Consider the following 23,373-nt stretch of genomic DNA (forward strand, 5'->3'; position numbering starts at 1 on the left):
ATAAAAATACAAGAAGCCCTTGAATAACCCAAAATATGTGATGAATTTAAGGCCAAAATAAATTTTTATCCACAGCAACCTACTGGTTGTGAGGAATTAAAATTTATGATAACGAAAAAGTCGCTCATAGTTTGGGGGCTATGATCGAACACTTGAGTTTTATATAAGATTATTCAAGGGTTTCAAAATTATTCTCTAATAACACACCTCTGTACAATAAGTAAGCACAAATAAAGTTTTAATATTAATATCATCTGTGTGAATGTTGAAATAAATTCGTCAATTCGAGTGTTTTTCTGAAACTTGTTTTAGAAAAAAAAAAATCGAGAATGAGAATTTATGAGGTAAAAACCTTGTTCTCGATACTTTTCTTTCAGGAAAAACTCGAACTGACGGTTTTCACAAACATAATTACGCAAAATGCACAATAGGTTAAATTATAAATAAGATATTTGCAAAAATTTTAAACCCTCGTGAACATTCGATTTCTACTTTTTTTCTTCATCACTGCTTTAGCCCATAGCCAGAGTGTAAGAAAATATTCCAACGAATTTCTAAACATTGGTGTCGATGCCGCTGCTTTTGGTATGGCAAATGCCGTTGTGGCAACCACCGATGATGTCAATGCGGCTTATTGGAATCCTGCTGGTTTGGTAAACCTCGAAGACAACGAAATCGCCCTGATGCACGCAAATTACTTTGCCAATATTGCCAATTATGATTACATTGGCGGAGCGATGCCACTGGACGACAGAAGTACGGTCGCTTTGCATATGATTCGATTTGGGGTCGACGATATTTTGAATACGACTCAGCTTATCGACGAACAGGGAAACATCGATTACAACCGTATTAGTTTGTTTTCTGCCGCAGATTATGCTTTTACCTTTTCGTATGCCCGGAAAATGCCTTTACAGGGATTTTCCTACGGAGCCAATGCCAAAGTGATTCGTCGGGTGATCGGTGAATTTGCCAATTCATGGGGATTTGGTTTTGATCTCGGTGTGCAGTTTCAGACCGAAAACAATTGGAAGTTCGGAGCCATGGCTCGTGATATTACAACCACTTACAACGCTTGGGCGATCAACGAAGAAGAATATGCCAAAGTGCAAGGCGCTGTAGAAGGGCAAAACCAAGAATTGCCCGAAACGACTGAGATTACACTCCCTAAACTGCAACTCGGTTTCGCCAAGATGTTTGAAATCCATTACGATTGGAAAATAAAAACCGAAGTCGATTTGTTTACCCGCTTTACTCAAACCAATGACATCATCTCCACTTCTGCGGTGAGTATCACCCCAGCTGTTGGCTTTGAAGTAGGCTATATCGATATGATTTACCTTCGCGGCGGAATGGGAAATTTCCAGAACACTCGTCAATTAGACGGTACCGAATCGCTTGGTTTCCAACCAGGCTTTGGTGTAGGGTTTAAATACAAAGGCATTCATATCGACTATGCCTTTACCGATATTGGTGACCAAAGCGCTGCGTTGTATTCCAATGTTTTCTCCCTAAAAATAGACTGGAGTCTGTTTAGATAGGCATTTTATTTATTTTTATCAAAGTCATCTAAAAAGTCTATTTCCGTCAACTTGAACTTGATTCAGGCTCTCATTCTGATTTGTAAATCAAAATGGTGAGATTCTGAAATAAATTCAGAATGACGTTTTTCAATACTTTTTAGACATCCTCCTCATTTCACTTGCACAGCTACGTATGATGAGACATTAAATCCCCAATCTACAACGACGAGCAATTTTATGCTTGATAACTGATATTCATTTTTATTTATCTTATTTTTACAACTTTTAGTAGAAAATGCTTAAAAAAATAGGACTTGCTCTTTTTTCTGGATTGCTGTTGGCACTTTCGTGGCCAACGTATGGTTTTCCGTTGCTCATTTTTGTTGGCTTTGTACCGCTCTTGTTTCTTAGCCAACAATTCATCAATGGAAATAAAAAAAGAACTGGCGGAAGGTTCTTTGGTTACAGTTTTATAGCGTTTTTTATTTTTAACATTATCACGACCTTTTGGCTGTACTACTCCACTGCGTTCGGAATGGTAGTCGCTGTATTACTCAACACCACCATGATGAGTTTGGTGTTGCTTTTTTATCATTGGATAGCCAAAAAAGCCAATTTTACGGTGAGTAGTGTGTTTCTTGTTTCCTTATGGATTTGCTTCGAAAAACTACACCTTTCGTGGCAACTCACTTGGCCGTGGCTAAATTTGGGCAATGTCTTTTCTGAATATTACCCATGGATTCAATGGTATAGCTTTACGGGAACTTTTGGCGGGACACTTTGGGTATGGACAACCAACATCTTTATTTTTAGAAGTGTTTTACTCTATCAAAAATATAGGGAAAGTGCCATCTTAAAAAGCTTAGCGGTAAAACTCGTTTTACTCATCGGAGTTCCGATTGGAATATCCTATTTACTCTATTTCAATAAAGAAACCTCTTCTGAGAAAAACCTCAACGTAGTTATTTTACAACCCAATATCAATCCGTATACCGAAAAATACCATACAACCGATACCAGAGTGGGCGATTTACTGTTAAAGCTTACACAAGAAAAAATCACTGATTCTACCGATTTGGTCGTAGCACCAGAAACGGTATTTGCCGATGGTACCGAGCTTAAAAACTGGGATTTCTCTACCGCTAAAAACAAAATTGAAAGTTTAGTATTCAAACATCCAAAGTTGCATTTCCTTGGTGGAATTTCGATGCATGAAAAAATCACCGATGAAACCAAACTGACACCACAAACCAACTTTTTTAGAGAAGGTTTATGGTATAATGACTTTAATTCGGCTTTTATGGTTTCCAATAAAAAAAACTATGTATTTTACCATAAATCAAAATTAGTTGCTGGTGTCGAAAGTTTTCCTTACAAGGGAGTTTTAGAACCTATTTTTGGTAATGTTATGGTTGACCTTGGCGGAACGGTAGCCATGAAAACTACCCAAGAAAATCGTGCTGTTTTTGAAATGGAAAACGATGCCAAAGTAGGCCCGATTATTTGTTACGAATCTGTTTTCGGGGAATTTGTCACAGGTTACAGCAGAGACAACCAAGCCAACTTATTGACTATTATCACCAATGATGCTTGGTGGGACAATACACAAGGGCACCAACAACACTTGAGTTACGCGAGACTCCGAGCCATCGAAAACAATAGAACCATCGTTAGAAGTGCTAATACGGGAATTTCGGCAGTGATTTTAAACAATGGTGAAATTATCGAAGCATTAGGTTACGAAAAACAAGGCAGTATTGCTGCAAATGTACCCTTATTTGAAGAAGTGACTTTTTATACAAAATATGGTGATTATATAGCTAGAATTTCAATTTTTTTGGCTTTATTTACCTTTTTATTTTCCTTAACTCGAAGAAGAAATCAACTTTAAATTAAACTATTTTAATGGATTCACAAAAAACAGATTTGTTTATTATAAGTAACAGTAAATATTTTGAAAGTCATCATCTGCCACAAATAAGAGAACAATTACTAAAATTAGACAATTCTAAATGGGGTATGATTCAAACCTTGCAGTTTCAAGATCCAACAACATTACTTATTGTATCGTTGCTTGTTGGCACATTAGGAATAGATCGTTTTATGATTGGTGATACAGGTTTAGGTATTGGAAAACTCTTAACTTGTGGAGGTTTTGGAATATGGGCTATTGTAGATTTATTCTTAATTATGGGAGCTACAAAAGAAAAAAACATGGCAAAATTACAGCAGGTCATATACTAAATTTATGACAAGAAATAGGCTCTACATACTTTTAATAGTGATGAGTTTATTAGGCTATACTTGGCTAATTTCACAATTTTTTATCGCTGAAAATTTAAAAACAAACTCCGTCTGTTTGTTCAAAAATATAACAGACATACCTTGTCCTTCTTGCGGTTCTACAAGATCAATTCTTGAAATTTTAAAAGGAAATTTTTTGGAAGCTTTATATATTAATCCTTTAGGTTTTCTTGGTTTTGCAGTTTTAATTATTATACCTTTATGGCTGTTATTTGATGTTTTACAGAAAAAACATACATTATATTTGGTATTTTTAAGATTAGAAAAAAACATTAAAAAAACTCCTATCGCAATAATTTTAATTTTATTAATTATTACTAATTGGATATGGAATATCGCTAAAAATTTATGACCCCTTTAGCAAGTAGTCCTTTTTTTCAAAAAGAATATGAAGCAGAAACAGCTTCAAATAGCTATATTATGTCTTTAATAGGAATTATGGTTGGTTTGCCATTACCTATTATAAACTTGCTTGCCACATTTATTTTCTATCTCGCCAATAAAAACAAGACTTATTTTATACGTTGGCATTGTACGCAAGCTCTTTTATCTCAAATTTCTTTATTACCTATAAATAGCATTGCGTTTTGGTGGACAATTCGTGTTGTTTATATAGACTTAGAGATAAATAATGCCTACCTTATTTATATGGGAATTGTAATCTTTTTTAATTTAATAGAATTTATCGCTACCATATATACAGCTATTCAGACGAGAAAAGGGAAACATATCAAATGGATTATTTATGGAAATGTTGTTGATCGCATGTGTAAATCAAACACATAAATATATTTCTAGAACTCTATTTATTACATAAAGAAAACAAAGACTTAATTAAAAAATGAACTACGTATCTGTAGAAAATATAGCCAAAGCCTACGGAGAAAATATACTTTTCCCTAACATTTCTTTTGGCATCAACCAAGGACAAAAAATCGCTTTACTGGCCAAAAACGGAACAGGCAAAACCTCCTTGCTCAATATCCTTTCCAAAAGTGAATTGCCCGACAGCGGCGAAGTGAATTACCGAAAAGGCATTAAAGTTTCGTTCCTATCGCAAGAACCCAAACTCAATCCCAATTTTACCATTGAAGAAGCTATTCTGAATACCAATAATGACAAATTAAGAATTATTGCCCAGTACGAAAAAGCGCTTAAAAACATGGACGATACCGAAAGCTACCAAAAAGCTTTTGATCAGATGGAGGCGGCACAAGCTTGGGATTTTGAGACGCAATACAAACAGATTTTATCGAAACTAAAACTCGATGATATCGACCAAAAAATAAGCATGCTTTCGGGCGGACAAAAAAAACGTTTGGCGTTGGCCATTCTGTTGCTCGACGAACCCGATTTGTTGATTCTCGACGAACCTACCAACCATCTCGACCTCGAAATGATCGAGTGGCTGGAAGAGTTCCTGAACAAATCCAACCTCACCTTGTTTATGGTGACCCACGATCGTTATTTCCTCGAAAGGGTTTGCAACGAAATTTTGGAGCTCGAGAACCAGCAACTCTATACCTACAAAGGAAATTACAGTTACTACCTCGACAAAAAAGAAGCACGGGTCGAACTCGAAAACACCAATACCGACAAGGCAAAACAGTTGTATAAAAAGGAATTGGACTGGATACGACGCCAACCCAAAGCGCGAACGACCAAATCGAAATCACGTATCGACGATTTTTTTGAAATCAAAGCAAAAGCCCACCAACGTCGAAAAGAACACGAAGTGCAACTGGAAATTAATATGGAACGTCTAGGCAATAAAATTGTCGAAATTCATAAAGTTTCTAAAAGCTATGGCGAGAAAGTCTTGCTAAATCAGTTCAGTTATAACTTTCAGCCAGGGGAACGTGTGGGTATTATTGGCAAAAACGGCACCGGAAAATCTACCTTTCTGAATATCATCACAGGAAAACAACAACCAGATGCCGGGAAAATCATTATTGGAGAAACCATCAAATTTGGTTACTACACGCAAAAGGGTATTACCCCAAAAGAAGGGCAAAAAGTCATTGATGTGATTCGGGAGTTTGGCGATTACATTCCTTTAAAAAAAGGGAGGCAGATCTCAGCACAACAACTCTTAGAGCGCTTTTTATTCGACCGAAAAAAGCAATACGATTTTGTCGAAAAACTAAGTGGTGGCGAAAAAAAACGCTTGTATCTCTGTACGGTACTCATTCAAAACCCGAACTTCTTAATTCTCGATGAGCCTACCAACGATCTCGATATTGTCACGCTCAATGTCTTGGAAAATTTCTTATTGGATTATCCTGGATGCTTGATTGTAGTTTCGCACGACCGTTATTTTATGGATAAGATTGTCGATCACTTATTGGTCTTTAAAGGCAAAGGCAAAGTACAGGATTTTCCTGGAAATTATAACGATTACAGGATATACGAAGACAGTCAGCCGCCAGTGGAAAAGACCAAAGAAGAAAGCCCTAAAAACTGGAAAAACGATAACCAGCAAAACAAACTGAGTTACAACGAACAGAAAGAATACAAACGATTGGAACGTGATATTGCACAGTTAGAACGGGACAAAACCAACCTTGAAAAAGAGTTTTTACAAGAACTCACCGAAGAACAAATACAAGAAAAATCCTTAGCTTTACAACAAATCATCGATCAAATCGAGCAAAAAACCGAACGTTGGTTTGAGCTTTCGGCGATGTTAGAAGAGTAATTGGTTATGAGCTAAGCAAAAGGATGAAACAGTATGTCATTGACAAAAAAACCATAAGATTAAAAGTTAAGAAATCTCCATTACTTGTTAGAGGAGTCATGTTTTCACTCTCGTTTTTCTCGTTTACTTTACCACTAGTTGGAATAATTACAAGAATTGCGATGGGAAAAGGCTTTCATATGGGAAGTTTTATTTTTCTTTTTTTATTTGGGCTTATCGGTTTTTATTTGCTGAGAACTTCTTTGTGGAATACCTATGGTGAAGAAACCATCAAACTATTGAAGTCAAGGATAGAGTATGAAGCAAATTATGGTTGGTTTAAAGACGGAAAAAAAAGTATAAACTTAAATGGTTTGGTTTTATCTATTGAACAAGTTGGATATCAAGAGGATAACACTGGAGTTCTAATTTTTGAAGGAGAAGAAGCACAAATTGAATCAGTTGTTAAAATGCCAATAAATCAATTGGAGCATTTAATAGAAGAAATAAAACCTATCATAGAAAATTTGCAATGAAATTCGCTTATCCGAAATTTTGGTGGAAAAGTAAAAACCAACACGGGGTGCATTCGCCTTTTGTGTACCAATTGGTGACCCAATGTTTTTACGATAAAAACCCTGTTGAAAACCAAGCTCCAATCCAGCAGTTTCACCAGGATCTTAGCACTTCTAAAAACATCGACCATCAAACCAAAAAATCACTTATTTCACTTCCACAAGCCTATTTTTTAAATCGAGTTGCTCATTATTTCCATATCAAATATGCGCTGGAAATTGGGAACAGCTTGGGAATGGAAAGCCAGAGTTTTGCTCAAAGCGGAATCGAACGCTTACAAGTTTTTACGGAAGTAAATACATACTCAGAATTCATAAAAGAAAAGCTCAAAGCGGAACAAAAAATTGAGTGGCATCCCATTCAAACCTTAGAAAAACAACTCGGAAATAGCGAAGAAAAATACGATTTAGTCTTTATTCACACCGAAAACCAATTCGAACGCAGTAAAAACCATTTCGAACAAATTTTACCGCACTTGCACAACGATAGCTTGGTCATCTTCGATAATTTGTATTTGTCAGCCGAAATGCAGGAGCTGTGGTCGTATATCAAAAATCATCCGAAAGTAAAAGTAACTATCGACAGCTTTTACTTTGGTTTTGTCTTTTTTAGGGAAGAACAAGCCAAAGAAAATTTTAGGATTCGGTTGCATTTGTAACAAAACTGTGCGATTTTCGTCTTATCAGAAATCCTTTGCCTTATGAACAATGTTATCGATATCAAAAACATCAAGAGAGATTTTCAACTCGGACAAGAAGTCGTTAAAGTACTCAAAGGTATCGATTTGGTCATCGAAAAAGGCGAATATGTGGCATTTATGGGACCTTCAGGTTCCGGAAAATCGACCTTAATGAATCTTTTGGGTTGTCTGGATACGCCCACTTCAGGCACTTATATTCTCAACGGAAAAGATGTCTCACAACTCAGCGACGACGAACTTGCCGAAATTAGAAATAAAGAAATTGGTTTTGTCTTTCAGACCTTCAATTTACTCCCAAGAACTACTGCTTTAGACAACGTGGCCTTACCGATGATTTATGCTGGAAAATCGAAGCAAGAACGTAAAGAAAGAGCCGAAGAAGTCTTAAGAAACGTAGGTTTAGGTGATCGTATGGACCACAAGCCCAACCAACTTTCGGGCGGGCAGCGCCAGCGTGTGGCTGTAGGCAGAGCTTTGGTCAACAACCCCTCTATTATTTTGGCCGATGAGCCAACGGGAAACTTAGACTCTAAAACTTCCGTGGAAATTATGACCCTGTTTGATCAGATTCACGCCGATGGCAACACGGTCATTTTGGTCACCCACGAAGAAGACATTGCCGAACACGCCCATCGTGTGATTCGACTCCGCGACGGCATCATCGAAAGTGACACCCGCAAAGAATTGGCCCATGTTTGATAACCTCTCGCCGCTTACCCAACTTATCCTCGTCTTTGTTGGACTTGCGATTCTTTTTTTAGCCGTGGTGGCAAACAATAAACGCAACAAAGGTAAACTCTCCGACCGCAGTACCAAAAGCTTTAAAAAACGTATCGAAGAAAAACGTCGGGAAAAAGACGATAAAGACTAAATTGTTTCAGTAGAAACTTTTATTTTTAAGGAAATTTTTAAAAAATGAAAATCTACACCAAAACCGGAGATAAAGGCACCACCGCACTGTTTGGCGGTACCCGTGTCCCCAAACATCATATCCGTATCGAAAGTTACGGTACGGTGGATGAACTCAACAGCTACATCGGCCTCATAAAAGATCAAAAAATAGAACAGGAACATCAAGATAGTTTAGCTAAAATTCAACACCAACTGTTTACGCTAGGGGCAGAACTGGCCACCGACCCCGAAAAGGCCACCTTAAAAAATGGTAAGGAACGACTTGACATTGTAAAAGTGCGTGAAAACGAAATTGACTTCCTAGAAAAAGAAATGGACCTAATGAACACCAAACTTCCCGAAATGACACATTTTATTTTACCGGGCGGTCATACCACAGTGTCATATTGTCATATAGCGAGATGCGTTTGCCGTCGTGCCGAGCGTCTTGCCACCGCTTTACAAGAAAATGAACCTGTTGAGCCTTACATTTTAAAGTACCTCAATAGACTTTCTGACTATTTATTTGTACTGGCACGAAAGTTGACTTATGAGTTGCAAGCCGAAGAAATCAAATGGATTCCTGAAAGAAATCAAATGGATTCCTGAGAAAAATTCTTAGGCTTAAACGATTAAAAAACAAGTTCTTATAAATAATGTGGAAATAATAATTTTTTTTCTTGGCTTTTTCAATTAAAAAATTATTTTTGCAGAAAATTAAACCTAATAACAGATGTATTGGACATTAGAATTAGCATCGTATTTAAGTGATGCTCCTTGGCCGGCTACAAAAGATGAGTTAATTGACTATGCAATTAGAACAGGTGCTCCGCTAGAAGTTGTAGAAAACCTACAATCGATAGAAGACGAAGGAGATTCTTATGATTCTATCGAAGAAATCTGGCCAGACTATCCTACAGACGAAGATTACCTTTGGAACGAGGATGAATACTAAATATGAAATAAATAAAACGATAAAAAGCCTCTATTATGAGGCTTTTTTTGTTTTTTAACTATAAAAACAGCAAATTATGAGTTTTTTAGACTCTGTCTTAAAAGTATTTGTGGGTGATAAATCTAAAAAGGATGTCAAAGACATCCAGCCCATCGTAAATAAAATCAAGGCTTTAGAAGCCGAATTCGAAAAACTTTCACACGACCAACTTCGTCAAAAAACCATCGAGTTTAAAACTAAAATCAAGGCAGCAACACAAGCTGTAAATGATGAAATTGCCGCTTTAAACCAAAAGGTTGAAACCACAGAAGACGTCAACGAAAAGGAAGACTTGTACAACCAAATCGATAAGTTAGAAGAAAAAGCTTACGAAGAATCAGAAAAAGTACTTAACGAAATTTTACCGGAAGCCTTTGCGACGGTTAAAGAAACGGCTAAACGCTTTTTTCACAATTCAGCAATCGAAGTAGAAGCTTCGGAATATGACAGAGAACTTTCTGGGAGTAAAGATTACGTCACCCTACAAGATAACAAAGCCATTTGGAGCAACCGTTGGAATGCCGCTGGAAAGGAAGTTCAGTGGGATATGATTCACTACGACGTACAGCTTATTGGTGGTGTGGCAATGCACCAAGGTAAAATTGCCGAAATGCAAACAGGGGAAGGTAAAACCTTAGTGGCTACGCTTCCGGTGTATCTCAATGCTTTAACCGGTCGTGGTGTCCATTTGGTGACCGTAAACGATTACCTCGCCAAACGTGACAGCACGTGGATGGCTCCTATTTTTCAATTTCACGGGATGAGTGTCGATTGTATCGACAACCACAGACCTAACTCAGAGTCGCGTAGAAACGCCTATAAAGCGGACATCACCTACGGAACCAACAACGAATTTGGTTTTGATTACCTACGGGACAACATGAGCCACTCCCCTAACGATTTGGTACAACGCAAGCATAATTATGCAATCATCGATGAGGTCGATTCGGTATTGATAGATGACGCCAGAACACCGTTGATCATTTCAGGACCTGTACCTAAAGGAGATATCCACGAATTTGATGAACTCAAACCCCAAGTCGCCAAATTGGTAGATATCCAGAACAAATATTTGGTAGGTGTGCTTGCTGAAGCAAAAAAATTGATCCGCGAAGGAAACACCAAAGATGGTGGTTTCTTGCTCTTGCGAGTTCATCGTGGTTTACCCAAAAACAAAGCTTTGATCAAGTTTTTAAGTGAAGAAGGTAACAAACAATTATTGCAAAAAACCGAAAACCACTACATGCAGGACAACAATCGCGAAATGCCAAAGGTAGATGAAGAACTGTATTTTGTGATTGAAGAAAAGAGTAACCAAATCGATTTAACCGATAAAGGTGTCGAGTACCTTTCGGGTAAAGACGACCCTAACTTCTTTGTGATGCCAGAAATTGGTATCGAGATTTCTAAAATCGAAAGCTTAGGACTTTCAAAAGAAGAAGAAGCCGAGAAAAAAGAAGACCTTTTTAGAGAATTTAGCGTTAAAAGTGAGCGAATTCACACCCTAAGACAATTGCTAAAAGCCTATACCCTATTCGAGAAAAACACCGAATATGTGGTCATGGAAAACAAGGTAAAAATTGTCGATGAGCAAACCGGTCGTATCATGGACGGTCGTCGATACAGCGATGGGCTTCACCAAGCCATCGAAGCAAAAGAAAATGTAAAGATTGAAGACGCTACCCAGACTTTTGCGACCATTACCTTACAGAACTATTTTAGAATGTACAACAAACTGTCAGGCATGACAGGTACCGCTGTAACCGAAGCAGGTGAGTTTTGGGAAATCTACGAACTAGATGTGGTAGAAATCCCAACCAACAAACCCATTGCCCGTGACGACAGACAAGATTTGGTATACAAAACCAAGCGAGAAAAATACAACGCGGTGATTGATGAAGTGACCAAGCTTTCAAAGGCAGGAAGACCGGTATTGATTGGTACCACTTCCGTGGAAATTTCGGAATTGTTGAGCCGTATGCTGAAAATGAGAAATGTACCGCACAACGTACTGAACGCAAAGCTCCACAAGAAAGAAGCAGAAATTGTAGAAGAAGCTGGTAAATCGGGTATTGTGACCATTGCTACCAATATGGCAGGTCGTGGTACGGATATCAAGTTGAGTGACGAAGTGAAGAAAGCAGGCGGTTTGGCTATTATCGGTACCGAAAGACACGATTCGCGTCGTGTAGACCGACAGTTAAGAGGTCGTTCGGGTCGTCAAGGTGATGTCGGAAGTTCACAATTTTATGTTTCATTGGAAGACAATCTGATGCGCCTTTTTGGTAGTGAACGCATTGCCAAGTTAATGGACAGAATGGGACTGGACGAAGGTGAAGTGATTCAGCACAGTATGATTTCGAAATCGATCGAAAGAGCACAGAAAAAAGTAGAGGAAAACAACTTTGGGGTACGTAAGCGATTACTCGAATATGACGATGTGATGAACGCACAACGTGAAGTGATCTACAAACGTAGGTACCATGCCTTGTTTGGCGAACGTTTGCAAGTAGATATTGCCAATATGCTTTTTGATATTGCAGAAAACATTGCTGAAACCAACAAAAACGCTAACGACTTTAAAAACTTCGAGTTTGAGTTGATTCGTTATTTCTCGATGGATTCTCCGATTACCCAAGCAGAGTTTGACAAACTAAGACCACAAGAAATAGCAGGAAAGCTGTATAAAAAAGCTTACGAACATTACCAAGAAAAGATGAAGCGTAACGCCGAGCAGGTTTTCCCGGTTATTCAGCAAGTATATGAGCAACAAGGCGACCGTTTTGAGCGCATTGGTGTTCCTTTTACCGACGGTCAAAAAACCTTGCAAGTGGCTACCAATTTGAAAAAAGCCTACGAAACCGAAGGAAAGCAACTGGTCAACGATTTTGAGAAGAACATTACGCTTGCCATCATTGATGATGCTTGGAAAACGCACCTTCGAAAAATGGACGAATTAAAACAAAGTGTACAATTGGCGGTTCACGAACAAAAAGATCCGTTATTGATTTATAAGTTCGAAGCTTTTGAACTGTTTAAAGCCATGCTCGACCAGGTGAATAAAGATGTGATTTCGTTCTTATTTAAAGGAGAAATCCCAGAGCAACACACCCAAATTAGAGAAGCGAGAGAACAACGCCCAAAAGAAAATTTGGAAACCAGCAAAGAAGAAATCCCTAATATGGATGAGAGAGCAGCACAAAACAGGGCTGCTGGCGCTGGAGCGAGTCCGCAGCAACAACAAGTGACCGAAACCATTGTACGTGAGCAACCCAAAATAGGTAGAAACGACAAGGTGAAGCTTCGCAATATTGCAACGGGCGAAACCAAAGAGATGAAATACAAACAAGCCATCCCGCTGATAGATAAAGGCGAATGGATTTTAGAACATTCATAATTCCACTTGAAGTGAAAAAGAAAATCCCAGCTATGTTGTTGGGATTTTTTTTGTATATTTATTTCTATTAAACTTAACAAGTTATGAAAAACAAGTATATTCTTATCATTTTTATATTGGGTGTTATTGGCGCCATCATTGGATCGCTGTTTAAAATTATGCATTGGCCAAGTGCCAACATACTTTTAACTTTAGGAATGGGTATGCAAGTAATTGCTGGATTAGTTGCCATTTGGAAAATAGCAATCAATAAAAATTCTAAAAGTTTTTTAAATCACTAATTTTCCGCTTTAAGCGAAATTCTATAAATCTCAACATTTATCGTTGGGATTTTTTATTTTTACACTACCATAAAACCAAAACCGATGAAAAATTTTCGTACAGAAGTCAAATGGGCTGTTATCTTTACCTTATTCACACTTTTATGGATGTGGATGGAAAAAAGTGTGGGATTACACGACGAACTCATTAGCCAACATGCGATGTACACCATGCTTATTATTATACCTTATGTGATTTTGTTTTACTTTGCTTTACGCGAAAAAAAATACAAAGACTACAACGGAAACATCACCTGGCAACAAGCTTTTTTATCGGGAAGTGTGGTGGCGATCATTATTGCGATTTTAGCGCCTTTGGCTCAATACATTACTTCTACTTACATCACACCCAATTATTTTGCCAATGCAACTGCATATGCGATAGAAAGCGGGATGAGCAAAGAGTCAGCTCAAATGTATTTCAATTTAAAATCCTATATTATTCAAGCCGTTTTTAGTTCATTGGCGATGGGAATAACCACTTCGGCCATTGTAGCCCTGTTTGTTAGAAATAAGAAAAAGTAGCTTTTTCAAGCTACTTTTCCAAAAGAATCTCAGCAAAAACCAAATTTCTAAACTAATACACAAACTTTTAGAGATTCTCTATTTGATGGTAACATCACTATATTTAGCCGTAATCAAAATCGTACTTTCAGAATCGCGTGACTTAAAATAACCGTTGATCAACTCACTGTTACGGTTACCCATTTTTTTGGCGATGATGTTTTCTGGCATTTTTATTTGGCTTAGCGAACCGTTATACGAAAAGTTAAACGCATTTTGTGGCAGTTGTATCAACAAGTCGCTGTTGTGCAGGTTGATGTCTAATTGATTAAAGTTATTCCCTAAACTATTTACTTGCAATTTGCCAAACGAACCTATAATCTCGCCGGACTCTTCAATTTTACCGAGCGTCACATTACTTGACCTTGCGTTGATCCTGATACGTTGTGCGTTATTGATTTTACCTTCTTTGACATATTTCATCACGACATTACCGTCTTCCCAATTTTCGATGGTCAAAGGTGCATACGCAATATTTACACTGTTGTTTCCACCAGAAACTTTTGCTATTTTTACAGGTGTATGATTGGCAATGACATCTATATTTTTGATTTCATCTTGAAGGTGAAGCGCTCCATATCTGGTATTTAGAACTACTTTGGCATCTTTCGGAATCTTTACACTTACCTTTCTCACCACTTCTTCAGCTGTTTTTAGCTTTCTTTTTACAGAAATTGGCGAAGAAGATTGGTAACTATAAGAATAAGTGGTCATGGTTCCGTTCGGGGTCGTAATTACTTCGTGATTTACATTTGGCTGACCGTTGACGACCACTACACTTGGGTTTTGACTAAAACTCATTTTTAAATTTTGCTCCATTTGTTCCATACGCTGTTTAAAGCTTTCTTCCCAGTTTTTTACAACTTCTTCGTTGCGTTGAGCGAATTCGTTCATACGCTTTTCAAAATCGCCTCCAAATTGCTCTTTAAACTTGAGCATATCTTTCTCCATGCGCTCTTCTACCATTTTTTGGTACTCCTTTACATAAGCTTCTCCTCTTTGTTCATATGCTTGATAATCGAATTTTAAATCACTCATGTTGTGGTAAAAACTAAGATTTGCCGGACTCGGATTTTCTATCACAGGCATCACAAAAGCAGAAACCATCGGTTCGATAAAGTCGTCGCTTCGCATCACTTGCACAAAATCATTGGCGTTTTGGTGGTGAACTTGCGAAGAAATACTGACACCTTGGGAGTTACCAAAAGCTTCAATGTTCCAATTTTCCGCGTAAGCTTCTAATTCTTCTTTAGAAAGCTTTTCGCTTTCTAGCGTTGCCGAAATATCGATGGCATCTTTGTTCCAGGTTTCGATATAAATGACGGTATTTTTGGCATCAAATTCTAAAGTAGCATGGTCATCTACCTTAAAAGATTCAGATAACTTTTCTATTTTTTGCTGCGCAAAGCTAAGCGTAGTGACCAGCGTAAAAGCGGTAAGAAAAGCTGTTTTTTGGATTATTGTGTTCATCGTTATGGCTATTAAATTGTTGTTCCTAAAGTTGAATTGTCGATGTTTTTGATTTCGTAAAGTTTCGATTTAAGTTTCGATAACAAGTCTAACCGCAGTTGTAAATTATTAATCAAAAGATTGATAGATTCTTCGTTAACACTCGTTTCTTTGAGTTCTTTATTCAGGCGAATATATTCTTGGTCCAATTCTTCCAACTGCATCATAAAAGAATCGATAAGCTCTTTATTTTCGTCGGTTATGGTGAGTTTTGCCAATTCGGTGTTGATGTTTGCCAAATAAAAATCTTCTACTTTTTTAAATTCTGGTGAAACATCGCTCAATAAAACGGGTGTGGTTGACAGCGTATTATGCTCGTTTACCATCATGGGTATTTCACTTGAAGTGGAATTAAAAAACTGGTTTTTTATAAACACCGCAGAAACAGCTACGACTATAAGAATAGCGGCAATTTTCATCCAATAAAAGTGGTTGCTTTCTTTTTTCTGTGGTGGCAATTCTTTTTCTAAACGAGCTAAAAATCGTTCTTGGTGATTGGGTAACATTTTTTTACCCTGAACTGTGTTCTTTCTGTCATGCTTCAGTAATTCTCTAAGATCCTGTGCCATGGTATAAATGTTTTAATTTCTGTTGTAATTTCTTTTTCCCGCGATGTACTAGCGTTCGTGACGAAATTGAGGTAATGCCTAAAATTTCTGAGATCTCTTCGTGATCATAACCTTCTATCAAAAACAACATCATCGGGTATTTGTATTTTTCCGGTAAACTTTCTATTTCTTTTTTGATGACCTCAACCGTCACTTCATCTTCTACTTCCCAATTATTATCGTCTTCTACTTTACCCAAAGTCTGTTCGTTTATCGCAATAAAATCGAGTTTTTTCGCCTTGAGCATATCTATACTTTTATTGATTACGATTCGCTTTAACCACGCTCCAAAAGTTACTTCTCCCGTAAACTGGTGCAGCTTTAAAAACGCTTGGATAAAACTCTCTTGCATCGCTTCTTCTGCATCGTGCTCATTTTTTAGAAACCTCAAAGCAATAAAATACATGGCATCACAATACTTGTTGTAGAGCTGCATTTGAGCTTTTCTGTCGTTGTTACGACAAGCTTCTATGAGTTTGGTTTGTAACAATTTGTTATGGTTAGTTGTGGTTTTATAATAAAGACGAAACAATATTCGTGATGTTGCAAATTTATTTTTAAATTTAACCAAAGTTTTATGAGTAGAAAACCCAGATATGCGATTACAGCTTTAATAGTGCTTATTTTAGGCAGTATTTTGGTATTTTTTATTTTAAAAAACAATACCAAATCGTACAGTCCAGAAGAATTTATCACTTATCGTCATGAGAGTCTAAAGATAAATGTCTTTTATAACCGACCTTATAAAAAAGATAGGGTGATTTTTGGCGAACTTGTCCCTTTCGGGGAAGTTTGGCGTACAGGAGCTAACGAGGCCACTACTTTTGAGGTTAATCAAGATGTGCTGATTGATGGTTCTTTACTCGAAGCAGGAAAGTATACGCTGTGGACGATCCCCAATGAAAAATCTTGGAAAGTCATTTTCAATAAAAAAATGTATGCTTGGGGTATCGACCTCAACACGCAAAAAGCAGCACGTGACGAAGCGTTTGACGCCCTCGTGCTTGAGCTACCCGTCATGAATTCCTTAAGTGTGACCGAGCAATTTACCATTCACTTCGATAACAAAAATGATTTACATCACATGTTTTTGTCTTGGGACAAAACCCTCATTGCGATTCCCATCAAAACCGCTAATTAAAAAAGCTTTCTAAAAAGTCTTTTCGTCAACCTGTCCCGAAACTTCGGGAGTTTCAGGTTCTCAACTTACATGTAAAATATGATAAGATTCTGAAATAAACCTGTCTGACGACAGGCAGGTTCAGAATGACGTATTATTATTTACTTTTTAGAAAGCTTTTATATATGGAAAATCTTCTATTCGTCCAACATCAAGTTAAGCGTCACATCAATATTATCTCTTGTCGCTTTAGAAAACGGACAGATTTCGTGAGCCTGATTGATTAAATCCTCTCCTTGCTCTACATTTAAGGTCGGTAAATAACTATCGATGACTGCATGAAGCATAAAGCCACCTTCAGGGTCTTCGCAAAATGAGATCGAAGCACTCACCGAAAAATCACCTAAATCTTGCTTTTTCTTTCCGGCAATGGCTTGCAACGCACCGCCAAAACAAGCAGCATAAGCTGAGGCAAAAAATTGCTCAGGGTTGGCACCATCGCCTCCTTTTCCGCCCATACCTTTTGGGACACTCAAGTTAAAATCGATCACACCATCTTCGGTGCTTACACTTCCTTCTCTTCCACCAGTGGCAGTTGCCTTTGCTGTATATAATTTTTTCATGGTTATAAGTTTAATATTTTTTTGAAGATAGAAAGTTAATGAATGCTTTTCAAAAATGAATTCTTAAATTTGTGCTAAATGTTTTCTATTGAAATCAAAAGATCACGATAAAAAATCCGCTTTAAGCGAAACCAATAATCCCAACTCTTCTGCTAACATTGGGAAGAATGCCGCGGATAAAATTAAGGCTTTACGCCGAAAAAAAATTGATACCCAGTCGCTTATCGATGAAATTTTAAAAGGAAACCACACCGCGTTGAGTCGTGCGATTACTTTGGTAGAAAGCGAACAACCAAGTCATCAAGCACAAGCCAAACAAGTTATCGATGGATGTTTACCACACGCCAACAATTCTTTACGTATCGGAATCACCGGTGTTCCCGGTGTCGGAAAAAGTACGTTTATTGAGGCTTTTGGTAATTACCTCATCAACAAACACCAGAAAAAAGTAGCCGTTTTGGCGATCGATCCTACGAGTTCAGTTTCCCACGGAAGTATCTTGGGCGACAAAACCCGTATGGAAGAATTGGTCAAACAAAAACACGCTTTTATCAGACCAACCGCTTCGGGCGATTCTTTGGGTGGTGTAGCCAAAAAAACGCGCGAGTCGGTCATTTTATGTGAAGCCGCAGGTTATGATATTATTTTGATTGAAACCGTTGGCGTGGGCCAAAGTGAAACCATGGTGCACAGCATGACCGATTTTTTCTTGCTTCTAAAATTGGCTGGTGCTGGCGACGAATTGCAAGGCATCAAAAGGGGTATTATCGAAATGGCCGATGCCATTGTCATCAACAAAGCTGATGGCGAGAATAAAATACCTGCGAAGAAAGCCAAAACCGAGTTCACCAGAGCCTTGCATTTATACCCGCAGAAACCCAGTGCTTGGCAACCCAAAGTAGTCTTGGCAAGTGCTTTAAAAAATACCGGAGTCGATAAGGTTTGGAAACTGATTACGGATTTTGAAAAGCAAACCAAAAAGAATAACTACTTCCAAGAACACCGAAACGAACAAAACAAGTTTTGGCTCATACAAACCATCAATGAGCATCTAAAAAGTAATTTTTACCAGCATCCTACCATCAAAAAAGAGTTGCAACGACAATTACAACTCATCGAAGAAAACAAAACCACGCCGTTTGAAGCAGCGAGTTATTTATTGAATTTGAAATAGAATTACAACTGCTTTTTTTTCTTTATATATTGAAAAAGAATGAAGTAACCTAAGCCAATCAACGTTCCGAAAAACATACCGACTAACACATCGCCTAGGTAATGTACCCCCACATAAATACGACTGTAACTTACGACCAACGCCCAAATGGTGAGTAATATAAAAGCAAATCTAAAATAAGGCTTTAGGATAAGCCCCAGAAAAACAGCCAAAGCGGTACTGCTTGCCGCGTGAGCCGAAAAGAAACCGTAACGTCCACAACGTTCAGCAATATACCTGCCGTATGCTATAAAGTCTTCACGGCAAGGTCGTGGTCGCTCAAAACCGTGTTTAAAAACATTGGCGAGTTGGTCGGTACAGGTAATCATAAGCGCTACCAAAACCATCACCACTAAAGTAGCTTTCCAACCCAGTTTTCTAAAAAGTAAAAATAATAAAACCGCATACAATGGAATCGAAGCAAATTTGTTGGTGATAAACAGCCAAAAACCATCCCAAGAAGTATTTCCCAAATTATTGAGGTATAAAAAGGCTTCTTGGTCGAGTTGTAGCAATTCTTCCATCCTATTCTTGGTAGCGTTCTACTTCTCTATCGTAAAATTTGGAAGCCTCCTCGATAAGGTTTCCCATTTCGCCAGAGAGTTCTTTTTCGTCATCTTTATCAAAGTCTTCCAACCATTCTACCTCATCGTCTTGCAGGTTGATGATAAATCTCGGAAACTCGGTATGTACCACAAAAATCGCATCGGGATAATCGGTGTTATCTGCTAATAAAAATTTAGGGAAATCCATTTTATTGATTTTTTAAAATTAAATCCTTACTTAAAAAGTTAAATCGAAGATACAACAATATCGCCGAACTGGTAAGTCCGACCAAAAGTCCGAGCCAAATCCCAAAACTACCGTAGTTTTCGGGTTTACCTAGCCAAAAGCTTACCGGAAAACCGATGACCCAATAGGCAATAAAAGTAATTATCGTTGGAATTTTGACGTCTTGTAATCCGCGTAAAGCGCCCAAAATCACTACTTGTAAACCATCGCTAAGCTGAAACAGTGCGGCTACGATAAGCAACTGTGCCGCAATAAGGATTACTTCGGTATTATCGATATAGAAAGTGGGCATCCAATCTTTCGAAAGGATAAACATCACTGCAAAAACCGCTTCGATAAGAAAAACCAATAAAAAGGTAGATAAGGCTATACGCCGTAAATCATGGTAATTTCCCATTCCTTTTTGGTTACCTACACGAATAGTTGCCGTTACGCCTATTCCGACAGCAATCATAAAAGTCATCGAGGCTAGATTGAGTGCAATCTGATTGGCCGCTTGAGCATTGGTGCCTATCAAGCCAGCCAAAAAAATAGAACCCGTAAATAGGCCAACTTCAAAAAATACTTGCAATGCCGTTGGAAACCCAAGGTTAAACAGTTTGATAAATACTTTACTATCGAGCGATCTTTTCATCAATTGGAAATATTCAGCAAATTTGTCTCTGGATTTTAAAATAAAAAACAAAAAGAAAAGCATAAAAACCCTTGAAATGAGCGTTCCTATCGCTGCTCCTTCTAATTCTAATCGTGGAAAAATCCAAACGCCGTAAATCAATAAATAGTTGAAGATTACATTTACCACATTCGCGATAAGCGTTGCATACATGGCGTATTTGGTTTGTGAAAGTCCGTCACCAAACTGCTTTAAGGCTTGAAAAAACATGAGCGGAATCAACGAAAAAGCCACTATATCAATATAAGGCATCGCCAAATCCACCACTTCTTCAGGCTGGTCTAACCAATACAAAATAGGTTTGCAAAGCAGCAAAAGTAAAAATAAGAAAATACCGTTGGCACCACACATCACTACGCCATGTTGAAAATAAGACCGTCCAGTTGAAATGTCTTGTGCGCCATCTGCTTCCGCGACAAGCGGCGTGATCGCAAAACTAAAACCGATACCGATAGAGAGCGCGATAAAAATAAGACTATTTCCTAAAGAAACAGCGGCCAAAGGAGCTGCTCCTAATTGCCCGACCATCAAATTATCGGCAAGACCTACTAAAACATGGCCCAATTGCCCTAACATCACCGGAAAAGCGATGTTGAGATTTCGTCGAAACTCTTTGGTATAGGCTTGAAACTGCAATTTATAGAATTTTGCAGCAAATATATTTTAAATATGTGCAATCTATTCTAACTTTTAAAGAGAAGTTTTATGATGACTTTAATAAAAAATAAAATTCAAATGAATATTTTACGGTAAAAATAGATTTGTATACCAATAAAGTCATTCCAAAAATTATAGCCCCCGAAGTAGAAAAAGCGCTCTCTTTTTATCCTGAATTAAAAGAAGTTCCTATTACTTTTAAATTCAAGGATAAAATTAAAAAATCTACCATGCAGGCACAACCTAAATACAAGAGCTTTTTTGTATCGAAAGAGAATCGGGAATACATCATCTTAATTAGTCGAAAGTTTCATATCGAGCATGAAGAATTTAAGATTACCGATATGGACAAAGAAGTCTTAATTGGGTGGATAGGTCACGAGTTGGGTCACGTGATGGATTATAAAGACCGTAGTGCCATTGGAATGCTTATTTTTGGGTTAAAATACCTTTTTTCTTCAGTACACATCAAAGAAGTAGAACGGGCTGCTGATACTTATGCCATACAACATGGAATGTACAAATATATTCTTGCCACTAAAAATTTCATTTTAGACAACACACATATATCTCCCAAATATAGAGCACGTATCAAACGGCTATATATGTCTCCCGAGGAGATTATGGAATTGGTGAATGAATTGAGTACCCAAGAAACCGAAGAAAAAGTGGATGAAGAATATAGAAAATCAACTTAGAGGTTTGTAATAAATTTCTGAAATTCTTTTAGTTTTTCCTCCTTCATTACTTTTTCCATTTTTACTTGCCCCCCTTTTTTCTTCTGGGCGCCACTCCATTCGTGAAAAGCTTCTAAGGGAATAATTTTTACTTGCACCCCTTTTAAAGCTTTCCCTCTAGCGACTTTATAGTTTTTATTGGATTCTTTTAAAATTTCGTCTAGTTTTTCTGCTAATTCTGTGGTAGCAATATCAACTTGCTGATCAGAACCTAAATACCATTGGTGGTAAAACTCATCGTCTATTTTAATAGCACCTACCGTAAACTCTGGTAATTGCACCTCATATATTTCTTCTAGTCTTTTTACAGCAGCATTCATTTTATTAACCGATAGTTGCGAGCCAACTACATTGAGAAAAAACTTAGTCCGCCCGGTGATTCTAATTTCTGCTCTTTTTTTATCCGTAAAGGCAATCGTATCTCCTATCAAATAGCGCCATGCTCCAGAAACAGTACTAATCAATAACACATAATCTACCCCTTCCTTTACTTCATCAATCCGCAATGCCGGAGCTTTTTCCGAAAGCGATCCATCTTCGTTTATGTATTCTGGTTGAAAAGGTACAAACTCAAAAAAAATTCCATTGCCAGTTACCAATTTCATGGCGTTTGTTTCTGGTCTATTTTGAAAGGCAAGAAAGCCTTCTGAAGCTAAATAGGTATCGATCACTGTAATTGGTTTACCTAACAAAGCATTAAAGCTTCTTTCGTAGGGTTCAAAAGCCACCCCTCCAGAAGTGTACACTTCTAAGTTGGGCCAAATTTGATGGATATGGTCTACTCCGTGGTATTTTATAACTTCCTTAAGCATCAATTCCATCCATGACGGGATTCCGCTTAAAGCACCTATATCCCAATTTTTAGCATTTTGGGCAATGTGTTTTACACGCTCGTCCCAATCGTCTATTTTGGCGATTTCATCTCCAGGTTTGTAATACCCTCTAAACCAAAAGGGAATGCTACTAGCGCTTATTCCGCTGATTTCTCCCTCCAAGTGTCCATTTTTTTCTTTTAAATTGGTGGAGCTTCCCAGCATCATGATTTCCTTTTCAAAAAAATCAGCTGGTAAATCAAAGTTTGACAAAGCGGCTACTTGCTTGATTCCCGTTTGTCTAATCGATTCTATCATCTCGTCAGTTACAGGAATACGTTTGCTTGATTTACCCGTCGTTCCCGAACTCAAAGCAAAGTAGCTGGGAAAGCCTGGCCATGTGATATCTTGATTTCCTTCGTGTAACTGAACCCACCATCGCTCTTGTAATTGATGGTAATCAAAATAAGGAACTTTCTTTTGAAAACTGTCAATAATATTTTCTGATTCCAAAATCTCAGAAAAATTATAAAATTTTCCGAAGGAAGTGTTTTTAGCCTTTTCCAATAACTTCCTCAATGTTCTTTCTTGATTTTCAACAACATTTTCTTCGGTTGTTAAATTTCCTGTAAAATCAATTACTTTTTTAATGATAGAACCTATTACCGCCATAATAAAATTAT

26 protein-coding genes are annotated in these 23,373 nt (G+C 37.7%); 18 read left to right on the forward strand and 8 right to left on the reverse strand.

Translation table 11 applies throughout. The features are described 5' to 3' along the window. Nucleotides 1-479 precede the first annotated feature (479 nt). From DNG35_RS00435 to DNG35_RS00505, 15 genes are all read left to right on the forward strand, one after another. On the forward strand, nucleotides 480-1,541 hold the full coding sequence (locus DNG35_RS00435) for a PorV/PorQ family protein (RefSeq protein ID WP_111125970.1): 1,062 nt from the start codon (nucleotides 480-482) through the stop codon (nucleotides 1,539-1,541). Nucleotides 1,542-1,818: 277 nt separating this feature from the next. Beyond that, nucleotides 1,819-3,414 (forward strand): apolipoprotein N-acyltransferase, encoded by a 1,596-nt coding sequence (lnt, locus tag DNG35_RS00440; RefSeq protein ID WP_111125776.1) that lies wholly within the window; start codon nucleotides 1,819-1,821, stop codon nucleotides 3,412-3,414. 14 nt (nucleotides 3,415-3,428) lie between these two features. Further along, nucleotides 3,429-3,767, forward strand: a complete 339-nt coding sequence (locus tag DNG35_RS00445) for a TM2 domain-containing protein (protein ID WP_111125777.1) — start codon at nucleotides 3,429-3,431, stop codon at nucleotides 3,765-3,767. A 40-nt stretch (nucleotides 3,768-3,807) separates the two neighbouring features. Further along, entirely contained in the window at nucleotides 3,808-4,179 is a 372-nt protein-coding gene (locus DNG35_RS00450) for a DUF2752 domain-containing protein (RefSeq protein WP_158524860.1), read from the forward strand. Beyond that, nucleotides 4,176-4,613, forward strand: a complete 438-nt coding sequence (locus DNG35_RS00455; protein WP_111125779.1) for a DUF4870 domain-containing protein — start codon at nucleotides 4,176-4,178, stop codon at nucleotides 4,611-4,613. Before DNG35_RS00450 ends, DNG35_RS00455 begins: the two co-directional genes overlap by 4 nt. A gap of 55 nt (nucleotides 4,614-4,668) precedes the next feature. Beyond that, nucleotides 4,669-6,525 (forward strand): ABC-F family ATP-binding cassette domain-containing protein, encoded by a 1,857-nt coding sequence (locus tag DNG35_RS00460; protein ID WP_111125780.1) that lies wholly within the window; start codon nucleotides 4,669-4,671, stop codon nucleotides 6,523-6,525. Between the two features lie 23 nt (nucleotides 6,526-6,548). Then, on the forward strand, nucleotides 6,549-7,040 hold the full coding sequence (locus DNG35_RS00465) for a hypothetical protein (RefSeq protein WP_146228812.1): 492 nt from the start codon (nucleotides 6,549-6,551) through the stop codon (nucleotides 7,038-7,040). After that, nucleotides 7,037-7,738, forward strand: coding sequence for a hypothetical protein (locus DNG35_RS00470; RefSeq protein ID WP_111125782.1), 702 nt, complete (start codon nucleotides 7,037-7,039; stop codon nucleotides 7,736-7,738). Before DNG35_RS00465 ends, DNG35_RS00470 begins: the two co-directional genes overlap by 4 nt. A gap of 42 nt (nucleotides 7,739-7,780) precedes the next feature. Then, nucleotides 7,781-8,479: an ABC transporter ATP-binding protein gene (locus DNG35_RS00475; RefSeq protein WP_111125783.1), complete on the forward strand. Its 699-nt coding sequence runs from the start codon at nucleotides 7,781-7,783 to the stop codon at nucleotides 8,477-8,479. Then, nucleotides 8,472-8,651, forward strand: coding sequence for a hypothetical protein (locus tag DNG35_RS00480; protein WP_111125784.1), 180 nt, complete (start codon nucleotides 8,472-8,474; stop codon nucleotides 8,649-8,651). The genes DNG35_RS00475 and DNG35_RS00480 overlap by 8 nt, the downstream gene beginning before the upstream one ends. Nucleotides 8,652-8,695: 44 nt before the next feature. Further along, nucleotides 8,696-9,280, forward strand: a complete 585-nt coding sequence (locus DNG35_RS00485) for a cob(I)yrinic acid a,c-diamide adenosyltransferase (RefSeq protein ID WP_111125785.1) — start codon at nucleotides 8,696-8,698, stop codon at nucleotides 9,278-9,280. A 124-nt stretch (nucleotides 9,281-9,404) separates the two neighbouring features. Further along, nucleotides 9,405-9,626: a DUF2795 domain-containing protein gene (locus DNG35_RS00490; protein WP_006989959.1), complete on the forward strand. Its 222-nt coding sequence runs from the start codon at nucleotides 9,405-9,407 to the stop codon at nucleotides 9,624-9,626. Between the two features lie 76 nt (nucleotides 9,627-9,702). Next, entirely contained in the window at nucleotides 9,703-13,062 is a 3,360-nt protein-coding gene (secA, locus tag DNG35_RS00495; protein WP_111125786.1) for a preprotein translocase subunit SecA, read from the forward strand. Between the two features lie 83 nt (nucleotides 13,063-13,145). After that, on the forward strand, nucleotides 13,146-13,343 hold the full coding sequence (locus DNG35_RS00500) for a gliding motility protein GldL (RefSeq protein ID WP_111125787.1): 198 nt from the start codon (nucleotides 13,146-13,148) through the stop codon (nucleotides 13,341-13,343). 84 nt (nucleotides 13,344-13,427) lie between these two features. Continuing rightward, nucleotides 13,428-13,907, forward strand: a complete 480-nt coding sequence (locus tag DNG35_RS00505; RefSeq protein ID WP_111125788.1) for a DUF4199 domain-containing protein — start codon at nucleotides 13,428-13,430, stop codon at nucleotides 13,905-13,907. Nucleotides 13,908-13,985: 78 nt separating this feature from the next. Here the strand turns inward: DNG35_RS00505 and DNG35_RS00510 are convergent, their stop codons facing one another. Genes DNG35_RS00510 through DNG35_RS00520 form a run of 3 tightly spaced genes read right to left on the reverse strand, consistent with a single transcriptional unit; the run spans nucleotide 13,986 to nucleotide 16,553 of the window. Next, the gene (locus DNG35_RS00510) at nucleotides 13,986-15,416 is read right to left on the reverse strand and encodes a hypothetical protein (protein WP_111125789.1); all 1,431 of its coding nucleotides are present in this window, start codon (nucleotides 15,414-15,416) and stop codon (nucleotides 13,986-13,988) included. Between the two features lie 11 nt (nucleotides 15,417-15,427). Next, nucleotides 15,428-16,024 carry a hypothetical protein gene (locus tag DNG35_RS00515; RefSeq protein ID WP_111125790.1) on the reverse strand — a complete coding sequence of 199 codons (597 nt, stop codon included), beginning with the start codon at nucleotides 16,022-16,024 and terminating at the stop codon, nucleotides 15,428-15,430. After that, nucleotides 16,008-16,553: an RNA polymerase sigma factor gene (locus tag DNG35_RS00520; RefSeq protein WP_233494424.1), complete on the reverse strand. Its 546-nt coding sequence runs from the start codon at nucleotides 16,551-16,553 to the stop codon at nucleotides 16,008-16,010. The genes DNG35_RS00515 and DNG35_RS00520 overlap by 17 nt, the downstream gene beginning before the upstream one ends. Nucleotides 16,554-16,640: 87 nt before the next feature. Here DNG35_RS00520 and DNG35_RS00525 point away from each other — a divergent pair, with 87 nt between their 5' ends. Then, the gene (locus DNG35_RS00525) at nucleotides 16,641-17,204 is read left to right on the forward strand and encodes a DUF2911 domain-containing protein (RefSeq protein WP_111125791.1); all 564 of its coding nucleotides are present in this window, start codon (nucleotides 16,641-16,643) and stop codon (nucleotides 17,202-17,204) included. Between the two features lie 176 nt (nucleotides 17,205-17,380). Here the strand turns inward: DNG35_RS00525 and DNG35_RS00530 are convergent, their stop codons facing one another. Then, nucleotides 17,381-17,806: an Ohr family peroxiredoxin gene (locus DNG35_RS00530; RefSeq protein WP_111125792.1), complete on the reverse strand. Its 426-nt coding sequence runs from the start codon at nucleotides 17,804-17,806 to the stop codon at nucleotides 17,381-17,383. Nucleotides 17,807-17,894: 88 nt separating this feature from the next. Here DNG35_RS00530 and meaB point away from each other — a divergent pair, with 88 nt between their 5' ends. Continuing rightward, complete coding sequence (gene meaB / locus DNG35_RS00535) at nucleotides 17,895-18,980, forward strand: methylmalonyl Co-A mutase-associated GTPase MeaB (RefSeq protein ID WP_111125793.1); 1,086 nt, start codon at nucleotides 17,895-17,897, stop codon at nucleotides 18,978-18,980. Between the two features lie 2 nt (nucleotides 18,981-18,982). On the opposite strand, the gene DNG35_RS00540 is transcribed toward meaB, so the two are convergent. From DNG35_RS00540 to DNG35_RS00550, 3 genes are read right to left on the reverse strand one after another with little or no spacing between them, the layout of a single operon-like run. Then, a complete protein-coding gene (locus DNG35_RS00540) occupies nucleotides 18,983-19,543 on the reverse strand; it encodes a phosphatase PAP2 family protein (RefSeq protein ID WP_111125794.1) in 561 nt (186 codons plus the stop codon). A 1-nt stretch (nucleotide 19,544) separates the two neighbouring features. Then, entirely contained in the window at nucleotides 19,545-19,772 is a 228-nt protein-coding gene (locus tag DNG35_RS00545; RefSeq protein WP_111125795.1) for a hypothetical protein, read from the reverse strand. 1 nt (nucleotide 19,773) lies between these two features. Beyond that, nucleotides 19,774-21,120 carry an MATE family efflux transporter gene (locus DNG35_RS00550; protein WP_111125796.1) on the reverse strand — a complete coding sequence of 449 codons (1,347 nt, stop codon included), beginning with the start codon at nucleotides 21,118-21,120 and terminating at the stop codon, nucleotides 19,774-19,776. 125 nt (nucleotides 21,121-21,245) lie between these two features. Here DNG35_RS00550 and DNG35_RS00555 point away from each other — a divergent pair, with 125 nt between their 5' ends. Then, nucleotides 21,246-21,839, forward strand: coding sequence for a hypothetical protein (locus DNG35_RS00555; RefSeq protein WP_111125797.1), 594 nt, complete (start codon nucleotides 21,246-21,248; stop codon nucleotides 21,837-21,839). Here the strand turns inward: DNG35_RS00555 and DNG35_RS00560 are convergent. Next, complete coding sequence (locus DNG35_RS00560; RefSeq protein WP_111125798.1) at nucleotides 21,836-23,362, reverse strand: GH3 auxin-responsive promoter family protein; 1,527 nt, start codon at nucleotides 23,360-23,362, stop codon at nucleotides 21,836-21,838. The two genes, DNG35_RS00555 and DNG35_RS00560, sit on opposite strands and share 4 nt — an antisense overlap. Nucleotides 23,363-23,373 lie beyond the last annotated feature (11 nt).

The organism is Mesonia sp. K7, assembly GCF_003233725.1.
Classification (GTDB): domain Bacteria; phylum Bacteroidota; class Bacteroidia; order Flavobacteriales; family Flavobacteriaceae; genus Mesonia.

Coding starts and splice junctions, on each gene's coding strand:
- lnt (WP_111125776.1), top strand. CDS start 1,819: ATGCTTAAAAAAATAGGACTTGCTCTTTTTTCTGGATTGCTGTTGGCA.
- DNG35_RS00445 (WP_111125777.1), top strand. CDS start 3,429: ATGGATTCACAAAAAACAGATTTGTTTATTATAAGTAACAGTAAATAT.
- DNG35_RS00450 (WP_158524860.1), top strand. CDS start 3,808: ATGAGTTTATTAGGCTATACTTGGCTAATTTCACAATTTTTTATCGCT.
- DNG35_RS00455 (WP_111125779.1), top strand. CDS start 4,176: ATGACCCCTTTAGCAAGTAGTCCTTTTTTTCAAAAAGAATATGAAGCA.
- DNG35_RS00460 (WP_111125780.1), top strand. CDS start 4,669: ATGAACTACGTATCTGTAGAAAATATAGCCAAAGCCTACGGAGAAAAT.
- DNG35_RS00465 (WP_146228812.1), top strand. CDS start 6,549: ATGAAACAGTATGTCATTGACAAAAAAACCATAAGATTAAAAGTTAAG.
- DNG35_RS00470 (WP_111125782.1), top strand. CDS start 7,037: ATGAAATTCGCTTATCCGAAATTTTGGTGGAAAAGTAAAAACCAACAC.
- DNG35_RS00475 (WP_111125783.1), top strand. CDS start 7,781: ATGAACAATGTTATCGATATCAAAAACATCAAGAGAGATTTTCAACTC.
- DNG35_RS00480 (WP_111125784.1), top strand. CDS start 8,472: ATGTTTGATAACCTCTCGCCGCTTACCCAACTTATCCTCGTCTTTGTT.
- DNG35_RS00485 (WP_111125785.1), top strand. CDS start 8,696: ATGAAAATCTACACCAAAACCGGAGATAAAGGCACCACCGCACTGTTT.
- DNG35_RS00490 (WP_006989959.1), top strand. CDS start 9,405: ATGTATTGGACATTAGAATTAGCATCGTATTTAAGTGATGCTCCTTGG.
- secA (WP_111125786.1), top strand. CDS start 9,703: ATGAGTTTTTTAGACTCTGTCTTAAAAGTATTTGTGGGTGATAAATCT.
- DNG35_RS00500 (WP_111125787.1), top strand. CDS start 13,146: ATGAAAAACAAGTATATTCTTATCATTTTTATATTGGGTGTTATTGGC.
- DNG35_RS00505 (WP_111125788.1), top strand. CDS start 13,428: ATGAAAAATTTTCGTACAGAAGTCAAATGGGCTGTTATCTTTACCTTA.
- DNG35_RS00510 (WP_111125789.1), bottom strand. CDS start 15,416: ATGAACACAATAATCCAAAAAACAGCTTTTCTTACCGCTTTTACGCTG.
- DNG35_RS00515 (WP_111125790.1), bottom strand. CDS start 16,024: ATGGCACAGGATCTTAGAGAATTACTGAAGCATGACAGAAAGAACACA.
- DNG35_RS00525 (WP_111125791.1), top strand. CDS start 16,641: ATGAGTAGAAAACCCAGATATGCGATTACAGCTTTAATAGTGCTTATT.
- DNG35_RS00530 (WP_111125792.1), bottom strand. CDS start 17,806: ATGAAAAAATTATATACAGCAAAGGCAACTGCCACTGGTGGAAGAGAA.
- DNG35_RS00540 (WP_111125794.1), bottom strand. CDS start 19,543: ATGGAAGAATTGCTACAACTCGACCAAGAAGCCTTTTTATACCTCAAT.
- DNG35_RS00545 (WP_111125795.1), bottom strand. CDS start 19,772: ATGGATTTCCCTAAATTTTTATTAGCAGATAACACCGATTATCCCGAT.
- DNG35_RS00560 (WP_111125798.1), bottom strand. CDS start 23,362: ATGGCGGTAATAGGTTCTATCATTAAAAAAGTAATTGATTTTACAGGA.